The following is a 15,592-nucleotide window of genomic DNA, read 5'->3' as shown; positions in this document are numbered from 1 at the left end:
TGATCGCTCAGAGTTCAGGCAAACGGAAAGCCCGTGGCGCGCGCCACGGGCTTTCTTGATTCGAAAAGCCGAAATTGCCGTCAGAACTCCGTCCAGTCCTGCTTGACCGGTTCGGCGGGCGCAGCCGTGCCCATGCCGAAGGCACGGCCGAGCTTGCCGGCCAGTGCCCGGGCGGGCGAGGGGGCCGGCGCATGGCTGGCAGACGCTGCGGACGGTTGACGCGGAGCGGGGCGGGTCGCAGAGGCGGAATGCGAGGCCGCCACGGGACGTTGTTGCTGGGGTCTGACAGGCTGAGCCATGGCACTGCCCTGACCCAGGCGGAACTGGGCGAGAAGCGTGTTGAGCGAATCCGCTTCCGCCGCCAGCGTATGGGACGCCGCCGTCTGCTGCTCGACCATGGCCGCATTCTGCTGCGTGCCCTGGTCCATGGCGGTGACGGCGAGATTGATCTCCTGCAACCCGGTCGACTGTTCGCGCGCCGCAATGACGATCGCCCGGACATGGTGACTGATCTCCTGAACGGCGGACACGATCTTGTCGAGTTCCGTGCCCGTCTCGCCGACAAGCGCTACGCCGTTTCCGACCTGGGACGTCGATTTCGAGATCAGCGCCTTGATTTCCTTTGCCGCATTGGCAGAGCGCTGGGCAAGCTCGCGCACTTCCTGGGCAACGACCGCAAAACCCTTGCCGGCCTCACCGGCGCGAGCCGCCTCGACACCGGCGTTGAGCGCCAGAAGGTTGGTCTGGAAGGCAATGTCCTCGATGACGCCGATAATGCTGGAGATCGACTGCGACGATTGCTCGATCTCTGTCATGGCTGCAACCGCGTTGCGCACCACCTCACCGGAGCGTTCGGCGCCCGCACGCGTGCTGTCGACGAGCTGGCCGACGTCTTCGGCCCGCTTGGCGGTGTCGCGGACCGTCTTGGTGACCTGTTCCACGGCGGCTGCCGTTTCCTCGACGGATGCCGCCTGCTGTTCGGTGCGCCTTGCCAGATCGTCGGCAGAGGAGCGGATTTCCGCTGCACCGGCATGAATGGCATGGGCATTGCTGCCGACGGTGCGCAGCGCCGCATGCAGCTTCTCGAGTGATTCGTTGAAGTTGCCGCGCAGACTGTCGAGATGCGGGGCGAAGGGCTTTTCGAGGCGGAACACCACATCACCATTCGACAGGGCGCTCAGGCCTTCCGCCAGCTCGGTCATCGCAAAGCGCACTTCCTCGGCCTCGCGGGCCTTCTCGGCCTCCGCCTTCTGACGGTCGGCTTCAGCCTGTTCGCGCAGGGCGCGGCGCTCATCGGACATGCGCGCGCTCTCGATCGCGGCATCCTTGAATACCAGCACTGCCTTGGCCATCCGACCGACTTCGTCGCCACGGTCGACAGCCGGCACTTCCACGGCGTGATCGCCGGAGGCAAGGCGTGCCATGGCATTGGTCATGCCGGTGATCGGCGTGACGATGGAGCGCGCGAGAAGCCAGATCAGACCGACGGCGAAGACACCGGCGACTGCGGCCCCCAGCACGAGCGCCAGTTCGAGCGCAAAATGAGCGGCTTCGAGACGCGCACGGGTCGCCGTCATCTCGGCATCAAGCACCGTCTTGATATCCGCAGCGGCTGCCCGGAAGCTGTCCAGAGCGCCCGCCGCACCGGACGCAGAGATCTCTTCGATGGACGTCTGGCCTGCCTTGCGGGCGGCGATCTGTGGGTCGGCCACCTGTTTTGCATAGACCTCTGCGGCTGCCCGCATCGCGTCGAGCCGTCCAATCAGTGCGCTGTCGCCAGCGGCCAGTGTTTTGGCCTCGCTTAGCGCGGCCTCGAGTGCCTGGCGTTCGGTCGTGACCGCAGCCAGCGTGGTCTCGGTTCCGAACAGCAGATATCCGCGCTCGTTCGCGGCCTGTTCGGCCATGGCCGTCGCAGCCCTTTCGACCAGGTTGACCACGCGCTGGGCGCGGTCCTGGTCGACGAGGGCATTCTTGGCCGTGTAGGCCTGAACGAAGACGACAACAGAGGCCAGGAAACATCCGGCCATGATGGTGCAAAAGGTGAGGATCAGCTTCTTGCTGAGAGAAAGGTTTTTGAGGAACATGGCCGTGACTTTCGGAGCGCGCGAAAAGATGCGGGACATCCGGCATTCGACCGGTGTCGCGATTGCAGCGGTGACATGATCCGTTCCAGTGTTTGCATCGCCGTCATGGCTCGCTCAGGGGGACACCGGAATCGACCGATCGCGCCGATCCTGTCGGAAACGATTTTACAAGCCGTTACCAACACATGGCGGATTTCAGACTACCCCATTCTGGGGGGAAACCCATGGCGCGAGAAACCTTAGGGAGCCTGGGTGGCGACCTTGTTCGTGACGACGAGCAGGATGTGCAGATCGTTTGACGGGTAATAGTCCTTGGCCCGCATCTCGAAGGTGGTCGGTCCGGTTTTCTTGACACCTTCCCCACAGAAGCTGACGATCGATTCCGGATTGAGCTTGTCGACGGTGAGGTGGAAGTCGCCGATTGGCCCGTACCAGTTGTTGCCGGTGGTCAGGATGTAGGAGAGCCACTGCTCGAAATAATAGATCCCGGCATCGGGGTTCTGCTTCTTCTCAAGCTTTGCTGTCGCGTTCAGGAAGGTCTCGTCCACGCAATAACGCTTCTGATAATCGGCATAGGCATCCGACGGTTTGCCGTCAAACGCGAAGACGAGACCGGCGCTGCCGCCGACGCTCGGCTTGTAGCGATGCTCGACCTCGACCTCCGCGCCGGCCGGGAAGGTGGTTTCCCACCAGAAGGTCGATTCGAGCTCCCAGACAGGCACATATTCTGGTGGCGATGTGTCGGTCGAGAAATAGTTCAGGTCGACGATCAGCCCCTTGGCCAGCCAGTCCTTGATGACTTCGGGCTCCAGCGTCTTCAATGCTTCCGTCGTCTCCTTCAAGAGCGGCTGCAGCGGGATCTCCTGCTCTTCCACTTCTGCGGTGAAGTCGATGCCGCGCACCAGGACCCGCTGCTGCAGGTTCGGCTCGATTTCCTCGCCGTCCTGGACAACCGAGAAATCCATGAAGTTGTCGCTCTGCTCGTCGGGCACCGCCGACATGACCTCGACCGGGCCGCCGATCTTCGGCATGGGGAAGGCGACGATCGTCTTTACCGGCTTGTCCGTGGTGTTGCGGTAGAGATATTTCACCTCCACCTTTTCCGGCGAGATGTAGAGATCTTCCTTCGCCATGGTGATCTCTTCGCTGCGCGTGAAGATCAGCCCACCGGCCCCCAGCGTTGCCATGGAATCATTGGCCAGCACGGATGTGGCGGCCAGGACCTGCAAAGCGCAGGCAAGAAGCAGTGTGGCAGTTTTCGACGTCGTCACGGTTCAAAATCCCCCGAAATCCATCCCAATGGCCGGAACGAAAAATGCCACCTTAGCGGTGGCATCTTGATTTTTGAACGACGGTTTCTGGGTGTTATGCGCGCGCCGGCAGCAGCGGATAACCGAGGAGCACGGCGCGCGCTGCAAGGGTGGCGATTGCGGCCTTGACCAGATCGCCCGGAATGAAGGCCAGCGAGCCGAGAACCACCTTGTCGAAGGGCGTGCCGGCAACGACCGACAGCCACGGCATGCCGCAGAGATAGACGACGCCGATACCGCCGACGACGCTGGCGATGAAGAAGCCGGTCATCTGCTTGGCCGCCGACTGTCCCTCGCGGACCAGCTTTTCGGCGAGGAAACCGGTGACGAAGCTGCCGATGATCCAGCCGAAGATGTAACCGCCGGTCGGACCCATCAGCACGTTGAGGCCGCCGCGACCACCCGAGAGAACGGGCAGACCGACGGCCACGAGCACGACGAGCAGGGCGTAAGCCAGCGCGCCGCGCTTGGCGCCAATGATGCAGCCGGCCAGCATCACGCCCATCGACTGGGCGGTGATCGGAACCGGCAGCAGCGGGATCGGCACCGGCGGGATGAAGCCGAGCACGATGATGATGGCGGTGAAGAGTGCGGCGAGCACGAGGTCTCTGGTGGTCATGAAACGCGTTCCTTGAGAAATCTGATCCGTTACTGGCCCCGAATGCCCCGCGCGTCAATCGCTTCGGCAATGCGATCGGCATCCTTCAACGTCGAAATGATCAGCGGACCGAGCATGCGCGACAGCTTGACCGGAATGCCGCGCGCCGCATGCGCCTCCTTCAGCGCCTCATAGCGCTGGGCGATGTCGGGCACGAAACGCAGGACGAGACCGAGCGCCAGCCCTAGATCGGCGGCCTTCATCAGACCCAGACGCTCCAGCGGCCGGGCAAGATCGGTGACGGCTGCCATGAAGTCCGCAATCGTCGTGGAGGCCGTCACGGCAGCGGCGAGAAACAGGATCGCGACCAGCCGCAGCGTTGTGATCAGCGCTTCGAGTGGCGTCAGCAGCAGCAGATTGACGGCGGCGAGAAAGGCGATGGTGAAGAGCACGGGCCTGAGCCGCCTCAAACCTTCGGAAAGCCCGATGCCCGTGGAGCGATAGACGAGACCGGTCAGCACAAGGGCAGCCCCGAGCACCAGCGGTTGCTCAATCCCGTAGAGCGCCAGCCCGAAGACCATCAGGCCGAGGAGCTTCGGCTTGACCGGGATCCTGTGCAGCAGGCTTGTGCCGTCGATATGCAGGCTCGTCAGCATCCGGCGATCTCCCGGTAGCGGGCAATCGCGTCCTGGCCTGCGCCATCGAACGCGAGCACGCCGTCATGGAACACCAGCACGCGGCCGAAATCCGAAACGAGGTCGAGGTCGTGGCTGATGACCACGGCCTGTTCGGCAAGCCCGTCGATCGCCGCCTTCACCCGGGCGCGGTTCTTGAGATCAAGCTGGTTGGTCGGCTCGTCGAAGATGACGACATCAGGGCGGTTGACGCAGACGGCGGCAAGCGCCGCCAGCTGCAATTCGCCGCCTGACAGTTCATGCGGCCGCCTTGCCGCGAGATCGCGGATGCCGAAACGGGCGAGCGCTTCGTCCACCAGCCGGTCGATTTCGGGCGCAGTCAGCCCCTGTGACTTCGGCCCGAGTGCGATATCCTCGCGGATGACAGGCAGAATGATCTGGTGCCCCGGGTTCTGGAAGATGAAGCCGGTCTTCGCCCGCGCCGCCTTCTCGTCGGTGACGGTATTGAGATCGTCAAGCGTCACCCTTCCGGATGTCGGCTTGGCGAGCCCCGCGATCAGCCGCGCGAAGCTTGTCTTGCCGGAACCGTTGAGCCCGATCACCCCGACGCGTTGTTCGGTCAACGACAGCGAAAGAGCCTTGAGGGCCACACGGTCGCCGAAGCGCAGCTCGGCCTGGTCGAAACGGATGTGCAAGATGCGGGATCTCCGGGGGCAGGTGCTGATGCTATAGACTGACTTTGCCGGAGCTGGAAAGCCTAGGTCTTTTCTGGGGAGGTGGTGCGTCCAAACACAGAGTTCACGGAATGGCCTGCGGGACTTGTCATCCAAAGGTTGTTGCGGTACCTTCCAGACATGGCATTGCCACGGGGTCAGGCTATACGCCGACCGCCTTAAGGGACCTTCGGGTCCCTTATGTGTTTGTGTGTCCTTCAGGCTTTTGATAGGTGCCGTCATAGCAGGAGTATTTCACCGCTATGGTTGCATCGCCGTTGCATCGGAAGTCGAGAATCTGACGCGCTTCTTCAAGGCGTGAATAGGCTCGATTGGGAAGACCGGTTGGCCTATGACAAAGGGGATGTATCACGAGGTCTGCAAGTTGCAGCATCGGGTTAGCCTTGCCGTCAGGCCAGATCGTCAGCAATGTGCGAGACAGCTCTTCGCGAGGCAGCGGACTATGTTTGCCGGCGTTTTGAACGTCAAATTCGGTGCCGATTGTCTTCAGTCCGTGGAAATAGCTTTCAATCAGACGATCCTCCTTTTGGCCTGATCGCTCATATACAATCGAAAGGCGTCTCTTCAGCATGATGGCAAATTTCGCAGCGCGCTCCACGGCTATATCGAAAGCGGTCCGGCTCATGTGCCACCTGGACGCCACCGGATACCTCTCGAAATAACGATCCCTATAGCCCGGCCTGCAGATAACACATGCATGGGCTAACATCCGCTCGTCGATAAGAAGGTCTTCGAGTTCCGCGAAGAAACGTTCTCGCCTTTGACCTCCCTCTTTTAGGAAAGCAAACTTACCCTTGCCGGATCGAATCTTGTTGCCATGAAGTTCTGGAACGCGCCACTTTTCGCAAAAGCGTATGACCGCTTGCGAAATTTCAGCGACCGCCTCGGAAGGAACAAGTATGCCGCCCAGGCCGAAGCTGAATTCATGTGGTGCCATTGGCATTTCTTCTGCCGGGTTACACATCGTCCGCGTGCCGAAATCATCCATAAAGAAAATCAGGTGCTGGCTGTCGACTTGAGTGCGCACACTCCGCTCCGATATTGGTGTTGCCAGAAAAATTAGCGCCCAGGTTGTCACTTCGATCAAATGAGTGCAACTGGGTCCATTGAACAAACCGCGAACATGTCCTAGCCTCATCCCATGTCGATTCCCGTTCCGAACACGCTTGCGCGAAAAATTTTCCTCGAACGGCAGGGCCTGTCCCGCCCGCCGACGAAGGTGCTTGGCCGTCAGGGTCTCTACGACATGATCCACGACCTCGGCTTCGTCCAGGTCGACAGCATCCAGTGGGTCGAGCGGGCCCATCACCAGATCCTGTTTTCCCGCAACCAGACCTACCGCCCCAAAGATCTCCAGCACCTCCTCGAAAAGGACCGCTCGCTTTTCGAGCACTGGACCCATGATGCCTCAGTCATACCCTCCGCCTTCTTTCCCTATTGGAAACACCGCTTCGTCCGCCGCGAGGCGAAGATCCGCGAAAACTGGGCAAAATGGCGGGGCGAGGGTTTCGATCAGGCTTTTGACGAAACCTATGCCCGCATCCGCGACACCGGTCCCGTCATGGCCCGTGACGTCAAGGCCGAGGATCACAAGTCCGGCGGCTGGTGGAACTGGCATCCTTCGAAGACGGCGCTCGAATTCCTCTGGCATACCGGCAAGCTGGCCATCGCCAGGCGCGAAGGTTTCCAGAAGGTCTATGACCTCGCCGAACGGGTGATCCCGACCGAGCATCACGCGGCCGAAGTCGAGCACGAGGCCTTTGTCGATTGGGCCTGCCGCGCAGCTCTGTCTCGTCTCGGCTTTGCCACTTCGGGCGAGATTGCCGCCTTCTTCAAGATCGTCACCCCGGAGGAAGCCAAGACCTGGCTCACCGATAACCGCGAGGAACTGCAGGAGCTTGCGATTGAGACGGTCGACGGCAAGCCGCGCAGCTCCTTTGCTTTCGCCGATCAGGTGGGCACGCTCATGGGCGCCCCGGAACCACCCGCCCGCATCCGCGTGCTCTCGCCCTTCGACCCACTGATCCGCGACCGCAACCGCACCGAACGCCTCTTCGGCTTCTTCTATCGGATCGAGGTCTTCGTGCCCGAGCCGAAGCGGCAATACGGCTATTATGTCTTCCCGCTGCTTGAAGGCGATCGTCTGATCGGCCGGATCGACATGAAGGCAGAGCGCAAGGAAGGCCTGCTTGACGTGCGCCGCCTCTGGCTGGAACCGGGCGTGAAGCCGAGCGCCGGCCGATTGGAAAGGCTGGAGGCCGAACTGCAGCGCGTCGCCCGGTTCGCCGGCATGGAAACTGTCCGCCTCCAGCCGGGCTGGCTGGGGTGACCAACGAACCAAAGAGAAAGATCTGACGTGATCGACAACGCCGCCTACCGCATCGAACCCCGCGTGCCAGTCATTGACGACTATCTGCGCCTACGCCTCGAATCCGGCCTCAGCCCTTTCTCCCGCGAGGCTGCGGAAAAGGGCCTGCCCAACTCGATCTACGGCGTCAGCCTGATGCATGGCGAGGAAACCGTCGGCATGGGCCGCATCATCGGCGATGGCGGCTGCTTCTTCCAGGTCACCGACATCGCCATCCTGCCGGACCATCAGGGCAGGGGGCTTGCCAAGTGGATCATGGCGGCGCTGTCCGATTTCATCGCCACTCTGCCGCAGTCGGCCTATGTCAGCCTGATCGCCGATGTGCCCGCCAACAAGCTTTACGCCCAATACGGTTTTGACGAAACGGCGCCGCGTTCGGTCGGCATGGCGCGCGTGTTGAGGCCGAGCTGAGGCCATCCGTTGCCGCAACTTGAAGATTCCGTCAAATGACGTATATATTATGCATCATTTGACGGAGGCCGACCATGTTGGACCATCAGCGCGTACTGGGTGCCCCGATCGCTCGTCCTCAGGGTTTTTCCGATGAAGGAGAGCGGACACGGCTGTCGTCAACCGCGCTCAAGGCCTATCGCCGCCTGGTCAGCCAATGGGATCTGACCAGCCAGCAGGCGGCGTCCCTGCTCGGCGTGTCCGTCAGCACCTGGGAGCGTCTGAAGCCCGATCGCGTCAAGAAAACGCTGACGCAGGACCAGATGACGCGCATCTCGGCGCTGGTCGGCATCTACAAGGCGCTGCATCTCCTCTTCGTCGATGCCATGGCCGACCGCTGGCCGATGCTGGAAAATACCGGCCCGCTCTTCGATCGCCGCTGCCCGGTCGCCGCCATGATAGAGGGCGGCATTCCCCATATGCTGGAGGTCCGCCGCTATCTCGATGCGGTGCGCGGGGGCCTCTGAGTGCATATCGCCGGCCTCCAGGTCTCGACGCTTGCCTATCCGAGGACGGTGCGCCTTGTCTCGACCGCCCGGCTGCGGGCACCGGTTCTGGCCCCGCTCGCAGACACTGCGCGAGAATTCGCCGAACTCGCCGAGATCGAAGCGGCCACGTCTAGCCGCATGCAGGCGCAGAAAACCGGAATCTCTGGTCTTGAGGCTCGCGAACTCGTTTATGACGTGCCGCATGCCCACTTCATCAATGCGAGCTTTGCCTATGCCAGGCCGCGCGAGCCGAACCGCTTCAACGGCGAGACGCGCGGTGCCTGGTATGCGGCGCTTGCCGTCGAGACCTGCCTTGCTGAGATCACCTTTCACATGACGGACTTCGTCGCCCGCACGGGTGTCTACGAGGCCGTGGCGGAGTATGCTGAAATGTTCTGCAGCGTCTCGGGAGAGTTCCTCGATTTGAGGCCAGCGCCGGCCCACGTTGCCCTGTCGCCGGACAAGGCGGTCGGCTATCCGCAAGGAAACCACCTGGCGCTAGAAGCAAGACGGGCGGGACTGAACGGCATCGTCTACCCCTCTGTGCGCCACGAAGGCGGAACTTGCTTCGCCATTCTGCGCCCGGCTGCGGTGCAGTCTGTCCGCCAGGGTGATGTCTGGCGGTTGAGCTGGAAGGGCAGGCCGGAGCCGATGGTCGAGGGGCCGATCGGGGCTTGAGTTTGGTGGCCTCGTTCGGATCACCCCCACCCGCCGCTTCGCGTCGACCTCCCCCCTCAAGGGGGAGGTGGGTGGCTGCCGCCTGTCGTTGTGCAGGTGCGAGCCAACAGCCGCAAGACACCCTCCCCTTGAGGGGGAGGGTCGGACCGAAGGTCCGGGGTGGGGTGATCAGGCGGCACTAAGCCGCCACACTGGCATCAATTGATCAAGAAGAGGCCGCTAACCCTCAAACGATCTCTGTCGCCGAGATCTGGATGCCGAAGCCCTCAAGCCCGACATAATGCCGCTCACGCGACGAATAGAGGCGGATCGAGGTGACGCCGAGATCCTTCAGGATCTGTGCGCCAAGCCCGATCTCCAGCCATTCGCTCTCGCGCGCCTGCGCTTCCTGGTGCCCCTCACGGTCGTGTTTGCCGCTGCGTGCCGTGGTCGAGACACCGACGCCAACGGAGCCTTCGCGCAAATAGACGATCACGCCGCGGCCCTTCTCGGAAATGCGCTTCATGATCCCGTCGATCTGCCGGTCGGTGCCGAACACGTCGCGGCCGACATCCTCCAGATGCAGCCGCACCGGAATGTCTTCTCCATCCCTGATGTCGCCGAAGACGACGGCCAGATGCTGCATCGGATCCCAGGGCAGCGAATAGGCATAGGCCTTGGCGGGGCCATAAGGGGTCTGCAGGTCGAACTTGGAAACCAGCTGGATCAGCGTTTCCTTGCGCTGGCGATAGGCGATGAGATCGGCGACGGACACCTGCTTCAGGCCGTGCTTCACGGCGAAATCGGAAACCTGCGGGCCGCGCATGACGGTGCCGTCGTCATTGACGAGCTCCGAGATCACGCCGATCGGCGGCAGGCCCGCCATGTTGCAGAGATCAACGGCCGCTTCCGTGTGGCCCGACCGCATCAGCACGCCACCCTCGCGGGAGACCAGCGGGAAGATGTGACCGGGGCGCAGGAAGTCACTCGCCCCGACATTCGGATTGGCAAGATTGCGGACTGTCAGCGTCCGGTCGTCGGCGGAAATGCCCGTTGTCGTGCCGTGCTTGAAGTCGACCGAAACGGTAAAGGCGGTGGTATGGGCACTGTCGTTTTCCGCCACCATGGCCGACAGGTTCAGCCGCTTGGCCTCCTCCTTCGGCATCGGGGCGCAGACGATCCCCGAGGTGTGGCGGACTATGAAGGCCATCTTCTCGGCCGTGCAATGGACGGCGGCGACGATCAGGTCGCCTTCGTTCTCGCGGTCGTCGTCATCCATGACCACGACGATTTCGCCGGCTTCGAAGGCCCGGAGTGCCTCAACGACGCGCTTCTGATCATAGCTCATGGAACAGGTCCTTATCTGGTGCGGCCGTTCTGGCCGCGGTCTCTCAGGATATGGTCGAGAAGGATGCAGGCAACCATCGCCTCGCCGACGGGCACGGCACGAATGCCGACACAGGGATCGTGACGGCCCTTGGTGCGCACATCGACCTCCTGACCATCCGAGTCGATCGAGCGCTTCTCGGTCAGGATCGACGATGTCGGCTTGATGGCGAAGCGCGCGACGATCGGCTCGCCCGTCGAGATCCCGCCCAGCACGCCGCCGGCATGGTTGGACAGGAAGACCGGCTTGCCGTCAGCGCCGATCCGCATCTCGTCGGCATTCTCTTCGCCGGTGATTTCGGCCGACTGGAAGCCGTTGCCGATCTCGACGCCCTTCACCGCATTGATTGACATCAGCCCCGCAGCGATCTCCTGATCGAGCTTGCCATAAACAGGCGCGCCGATCCCGGCAGGCACGCCTTCGGCCACCACCTCAATCACCGCGCCGACGGAGGAGCCCGCCTTGCGGATTCCGTCTAGATAGTCCTCGAAGACCGGGACCATGTCAGCGTCAGGGCAGAAGAAGGGGTTCTGGTCGACCTGCGCCCAATCCCAGTTGCCGCGGTTGATCTTGTGTGTGCCCATCTGCACCAGCGCCGCACGAATGGTGACGCCGGGCATGGCGAGGCGCGCCAGCGCACCGGCCGCCACGCGGGCTGCCGTCTCGCGGGCCGACGAGCGACCGCCGCCGCGATAGTCGCGGATGCCGTATTTCAGATCATAGGTATAGTCGGCATGTCCAGGGCGATAGCGCTTGGCGATCTCGCCGTAGTCCTTGGAGCGCTGGTCGGTGTTTTCGATGAACAGCGAGACCGGCGTGCCGGTCGTGATCATAGTCCCGTCTTCCTGCGGCATCACGCCGGAGAGCACCTTGACGATGTCGTCCTCGCGTCGCTGAGTGACGAAGCGCGACTGGCCCGGCTTACGCTTGTCCATGAAGACCTGCAGGTCCTCCTGTCGGAAACGAACGCCCGGAGGGCAGCCGTCGACGACCGCGCCAAGCGCCGGCCCGTGGCTTTCGCCCCAGGTGGTGACGCGGAAGAGGTGACCGAAGGTATTGTGCGACATGCGTGAGCTACCGTTCCATTCTCGCCTCCCGGAACGTCTTCCGGCGGGCCCTGCCTTGGATGGCGTCACTCATAGAGCAAATCCATAATTTCTGTGAAGCGCTTTTGCGCCCGCTTCCGCTGTTTTGCGACAACACACTGTCACCGCAGGCGGCATGATCCACCGCAGTACAGGCTTACGAAGCCTTGCGCTGGGGCAGGCGGTCGACGAAACGGGTGAAATCCTCAAACGAAAGAGGCTTGGCAAAGGCATAGCCCTGCAGGTAGTCGCAGCCGAGCTGGCGCAGGATGCCGGCATGTTCCTGTGTCTCCACCCCTTCCGCCACCGTCTCGATGCCGAGCGAACGGGCGATCTCGACGATGTTGCGCACGAGGCTGCGTTCCTGCGGCTGCACGGTCACGGGCATGACCAGCTGACGATCGATCTTCAGCCGCTTGGGCTTCAGCTTCAGGAGACTGACGATCGAGGTGTGGCCGGTGCCGAAATCGTCGATCTCGATGTCGATGCCGAGCGCCTTGATGCGTTCGATATTGTCGGAGGCGAGCGTGTCACTTTCGTCGAGGAAGATCGATTCCACCAATTCAAAGCAGATCGAGCCGGGGGTGATCGCAAGACCTTTCAGTTGATCGATCAGATTGTCGTCATGCAGGCGCTTCGAGGACACGTTCACCGAAATGCGCGGCACGGCCATGCCAAGCGCCGTCCAGCGCATCTGATCCTTGAGAGCCGTCTGCAGCACCAGTTCGTCGATGCGGGCCATGACGTTCAGGTCTTCCGCGACCTTCAGGAAGTTGCCCGAGGCAAGAATGCCGCGATCGGGATGGCGCCAGCGGATCAGTGCCTCGGCGCCGCAGAGCTGCATGCTGTCAGCCTCGAACTGCGGCTGATACCAGACAATGAATTCGTCGCGGTCGAGACCCGCCAGCATGTCGTCGGCCATGCGCTTCTTGGCGATGATGTTGGCCTGCAGGTCGGGCGTGAAGAACTCGTAGCAGTTGCGGCCCTTTTCCTTGGCCTGGTAGAGCGCGATGTCGGCGTTGATCAGAACCTTGCGCGGATCGGGGGAGGCGCCATGGGCCTGCGCGATGCCGATCGACACGCCGCAGCGACAGTCGAAGCCTTCGAAGTCGAGCGGCTGGCGCATCTCCTCGATAATGCGGTTGGCGAGTGTCGCCAGTTCGTCAGCCGAGGTCTGACGGCGTGCCAGCACGACGAACTCATCCCCGCCGATGCGCGCCACGAGGTCGCCGCGCGGCACGTGTTTCATCAGAATGCGTGAGGCATGCACGAGCATAGCGTCGCCGGCGGCATGACCCAGCGTGTCGTTGATTTCCTTGAAGCGGTCGAGGTCGAGATGCAGGATGGCGAATTTGCTCGCCTGCTTGCCGCCGCGCCCGAGCGTGTCGAGTTCCAGGTCAAGCTTGCGGCGGTTGGCGAGCGAGGTCAGCGGATCATGCAGGGCATTGAATTCGATGCGGTTCTTGGCCAGTTCCAGCTCGATGTTGCGCATGTCGGTTTCCGCCTTGGCGGAACGCAGCTGCTCGGCCAGCAGGGCGTCGGCCGTGACGTCGAAGGCGATGCCGATCAGCTTCTTCTTCCCGTCGCGGCCGATATGCGGCTGGCCGACCGAGCGGATGTAACGGATCTCGTTGTTGGGCAGCAGCACCTTCTGGGTGGTGTTGAGCACCTGGTCGAGGGTGACGGCGCGCTTCGTGGCGAGCTGGATTTCTCCGCGCTCTTCGGGATGCAGTCGAGACAGCCAGACATGTTCCTGTACCGGCTTGTCGCTGAACGGGATGCCATAGAGCTGATGCATGCGCTCGTCCCATATGGCTGTCCGGGTGACCGGGTCGCCTTCCCAGGTGCCACAATTATAGGAACCGAGCGCGAGATCCAGCCGATGCGAGGCTTCGGCCAGCTGGTGCTCACGGCTGGAAAGCTCTTCCAGCGCCAGTTCCAGTTCGGCATTCTTGATGTCGCTGTTTTCCTTGGCCATGCTCAGCGACTGGGTAACCAGCGTATCGGTCGTCACGTCGCAGACGATACCGGTGATGCTGCCGTCAAGGGTCCGGGCACCCACGGACCGGAGGTAGCGGAAGCTGTCGTCTGACAGCGGCAGGCGGTAGCTGATATCCCATTTGTCGGCGGTGGCGGCGATAACGCAGTTGAAATAGAACTGCTCGGCCTTGTCGACATCGTCGGCATGCAGGGATGCGAACCAGTCGGCCATCCTGTCTTCGTCGTCGGAGAGGCTCTCGGGCAAGCCGTGCAGCCCTGCGCTCCGGCGGTCCCAAATCAGCGCGTGTGTGACCGCATCGATTTCCCAGATGCCGATATTGGATGTTTCCAGCGCCAGCTGGAATCGCTGCGACAGTTCGAGCAGTCGCTGTTCGCGTGCCCGCAGACGCGAAATGTTGATGTTGCGCTCGCGCAGCAGGAAGACCGCAAGCAAGACCGAGATCATCATGGCAAGGACGCCGGCAAGCACCAGCAGACGGCTGGGCAATAGACGGTTCATTGCCGCGTCCCAGCCCTCGACCGGCGTGCCGTACAGCGTGAAAGGCAGACCGATGTCGTCGATGGTCAGGGTGACCGGTTGTTGTGAGAAGATCGTCTGGTCGCCAAAGGCCTGATCTGCGTTGGTTGACGACGGCAGAACAGCGGCGATCCGGGTGTGGTCGTGCTCCTCGTGGTCGGGAAGCTCGTGGTTGGGAAGCGTGTGTTCGGCCAGCAGGGCGTGATCGGCGAAAAAGCGATCGGCGTCGATTTCGACGACAAGCGAAACCCATGCCGGATCGGTCTGCCAGGGCAGCGGCGGAACCGGAATATCGATGATGAAGTTGCGCGCGTCGCTGCGGATCACAGGGGTGAACGCCATGCGGTTCGGGTCGTCCAGGGCCGTGAAGTAGGCGGAACGGAAATGCTTGTTGTCGGCAAGCACCCGATCGAGCGTCCTGTTGAGCTCGGTCGGCGAGATCAGCGCGTCATCGGCGATGTCGTCGGCGAGCGCGAGCGCGAGATCGACATCGTCGCGCATCTGCGTCCGGATTTCGGTCGCGGCATGCTGCAGTCGGTCGAGCACCGCATGTTCCACCCGCCCGCGCTCGGTGAGCGCGGTCTGTCGGTCGATCATCAGCCCTATCGAGACGATTAGCACACTGAGGAAGGCACCGCCGATCAGCCAGGGCATGCCAGTGCCCCATCTGCTTCCGAACTGCAGATCCCTCGTCATTTTACGCAATGCAGATGCCCCTGATCCCGATGTCCGCTAAGTGTATGACAGGCCGGTTAATTTAGGATTTCTCGTGGAGTTTGCATTTTGCGGTCGTCCCGCTTCGCACGATCGGTGCCGAGCACGTCCGCATCCGCCGCCGCGCGCCGAACCGGCAACCGCTATTGCCCGAGGAACAATCCTTGAGGATTGCGCGATCCACCCTTGCATTCGCGTCCACAATCCCATTGAAATGTCATCATCACGGGCGAATTCCGCCACATTCGGGAGGCTAGTTTGCAGTCGTTTTCAGCATCGATTTTGTCCAGGGTGGTTTGCATGCGTGTCGTGATCTCTCTTCTTCTTGCCACGGCAAGCTTCCTTTCGCCCATCACGGTTCTCGCCGGCAGCGCCGATGTCGAGGCCACCATCCGTGATGTCAATGTCGATGGGATGTCTCTCGTCCTCGATGACGGAAAGACCTATGCCGTGCCTTCGGAGTTCAATTTCGAAGGTCTCGAGCCAGGCCAGAAGGTCATCGTGTTTTACACGGAAGTGGACGGCAAACGCGTCGTCGACGATCTGGAAGTGCTGCAATAGAGG

General features: G+C 62.1%; 14 protein-coding genes. 5 read left to right on the top strand and 9 right to left on the bottom strand.

All coding sequences use genetic code 11. The features are described from left to right. Positions 1-80: 80 nt before the first annotated feature. From J2045_RS19795 to J2045_RS19770, 6 genes are all read right to left on the bottom strand, one after another. Positions 81-2,084: a methyl-accepting chemotaxis protein gene (locus J2045_RS19795; RefSeq protein WP_307376191.1), complete on the bottom strand. Its 2,004-nt coding sequence runs from the start codon at positions 2,082-2,084 to the stop codon at positions 81-83. 239 nt (positions 2,085-2,323) lie between these two features. Continuing rightward, complete coding sequence (locus J2045_RS19790) at positions 2,324-3,355, bottom strand: DUF4424 domain-containing protein (protein ID WP_307376188.1); 1,032 nt, start codon at positions 3,353-3,355, stop codon at positions 2,324-2,326. Positions 3,356-3,449: 94 nt separating this feature from the next. Continuing rightward, a complete protein-coding gene (locus J2045_RS19785) occupies positions 3,450-4,013 on the bottom strand; it encodes a biotin transporter BioY (protein ID WP_307376185.1) in 564 nt (187 codons plus the stop codon). 29 nt (positions 4,014-4,042) lie between these two features. Continuing rightward, the gene (locus J2045_RS19780; protein WP_307376182.1) at positions 4,043-4,648 is read right to left on the bottom strand and encodes an energy-coupling factor transporter transmembrane component T family protein; all 606 of its coding nucleotides are present in this window, start codon (positions 4,646-4,648) and stop codon (positions 4,043-4,045) included. Then, positions 4,642-5,322 (bottom strand): energy-coupling factor ABC transporter ATP-binding protein, encoded by a 681-nt coding sequence (locus tag J2045_RS19775; RefSeq protein ID WP_307376178.1) that lies wholly within the window; start codon positions 5,320-5,322, stop codon positions 4,642-4,644. Before J2045_RS19775 ends, J2045_RS19780 begins: the two co-directional genes overlap by 7 nt. 217 nt (positions 5,323-5,539) lie before the next feature. Further along, positions 5,540-6,388: a DUF3800 domain-containing protein gene (locus J2045_RS19770; protein WP_307376175.1), complete on the bottom strand. Its 849-nt coding sequence runs from the start codon at positions 6,386-6,388 to the stop codon at positions 5,540-5,542. Between the two features lie 114 nt (positions 6,389-6,502). On the opposite strand from J2045_RS19770, the gene J2045_RS19765 reads away from it, so the two are divergent. The 4 genes from J2045_RS19765 to J2045_RS19750 all read left to right on the top strand — a co-directional run bounded on the left by J2045_RS19765 (position 6,503) and on the right by J2045_RS19750 (position 9,345). After that, entirely contained in the window at positions 6,503-7,690 is a 1,188-nt protein-coding gene (locus tag J2045_RS19765; protein WP_307376172.1) for a winged helix-turn-helix domain-containing protein, read from the top strand. A gap of 27 nt (positions 7,691-7,717) precedes the next feature. Continuing rightward, positions 7,718-8,140 carry a GNAT family N-acetyltransferase gene (locus J2045_RS19760; RefSeq protein ID WP_307376168.1) on the top strand — a complete coding sequence of 141 codons (423 nt, stop codon included), beginning with the start codon at positions 7,718-7,720 and terminating at the stop codon, positions 8,138-8,140. Positions 8,141-8,214: 74 nt separating this feature from the next. Next, positions 8,215-8,646: an antitoxin Xre-like helix-turn-helix domain-containing protein gene (locus J2045_RS19755; protein ID WP_307376166.1), complete on the top strand. Its 432-nt coding sequence runs from the start codon at positions 8,215-8,217 to the stop codon at positions 8,644-8,646. Further along, complete coding sequence (locus tag J2045_RS19750) at positions 8,647-9,345, top strand: RES family NAD+ phosphorylase (protein ID WP_307376163.1); 699 nt, start codon at positions 8,647-8,649, stop codon at positions 9,343-9,345. A gap of 226 nt (positions 9,346-9,571) precedes the next feature. On the opposite strand, the gene ribB is transcribed toward J2045_RS19750, so the two are convergent. The 3 genes from ribB to J2045_RS19735 form a co-directional block, all read right to left on the bottom strand. Further along, a complete protein-coding gene (ribB, locus tag J2045_RS19745; RefSeq protein ID WP_307376160.1) occupies positions 9,572-10,672 on the bottom strand; it encodes a 3,4-dihydroxy-2-butanone-4-phosphate synthase in 1,101 nt (366 codons plus the stop codon). An 11-nt stretch (positions 10,673-10,683) separates the two neighbouring features. Further along, a complete protein-coding gene (gene aroC, locus J2045_RS19740) occupies positions 10,684-11,778 on the bottom strand; it encodes a chorismate synthase (RefSeq protein WP_307376157.1) in 1,095 nt (364 codons plus the stop codon). Positions 11,779-11,953: 175 nt separating this feature from the next. Then, positions 11,954-14,968, bottom strand: a complete 3,015-nt coding sequence (locus J2045_RS19735) for a bifunctional diguanylate cyclase/phosphodiesterase (RefSeq protein ID WP_307376154.1) — start codon at positions 14,966-14,968, stop codon at positions 11,954-11,956. Positions 14,969-15,328: 360 nt separating this feature from the next. Here J2045_RS19735 and J2045_RS19730 point away from each other — a divergent pair, with 360 nt between their 5' ends. Then, entirely contained in the window at positions 15,329-15,589 is a 261-nt protein-coding gene (locus J2045_RS19730) for a DUF1344 domain-containing protein (protein ID WP_166601111.1), read from the top strand. Positions 15,590-15,592 lie beyond the last annotated feature (3 nt).

This window comes from Peteryoungia aggregata LMG 23059 (assembly GCF_030814435.1).
Lineage (GTDB): Bacteria > Pseudomonadota > Alphaproteobacteria > Rhizobiales > Rhizobiaceae > Allorhizobium > Allorhizobium aggregatum.
This window is presented reverse-complemented; position numbering and strand designations above follow the sequence as displayed.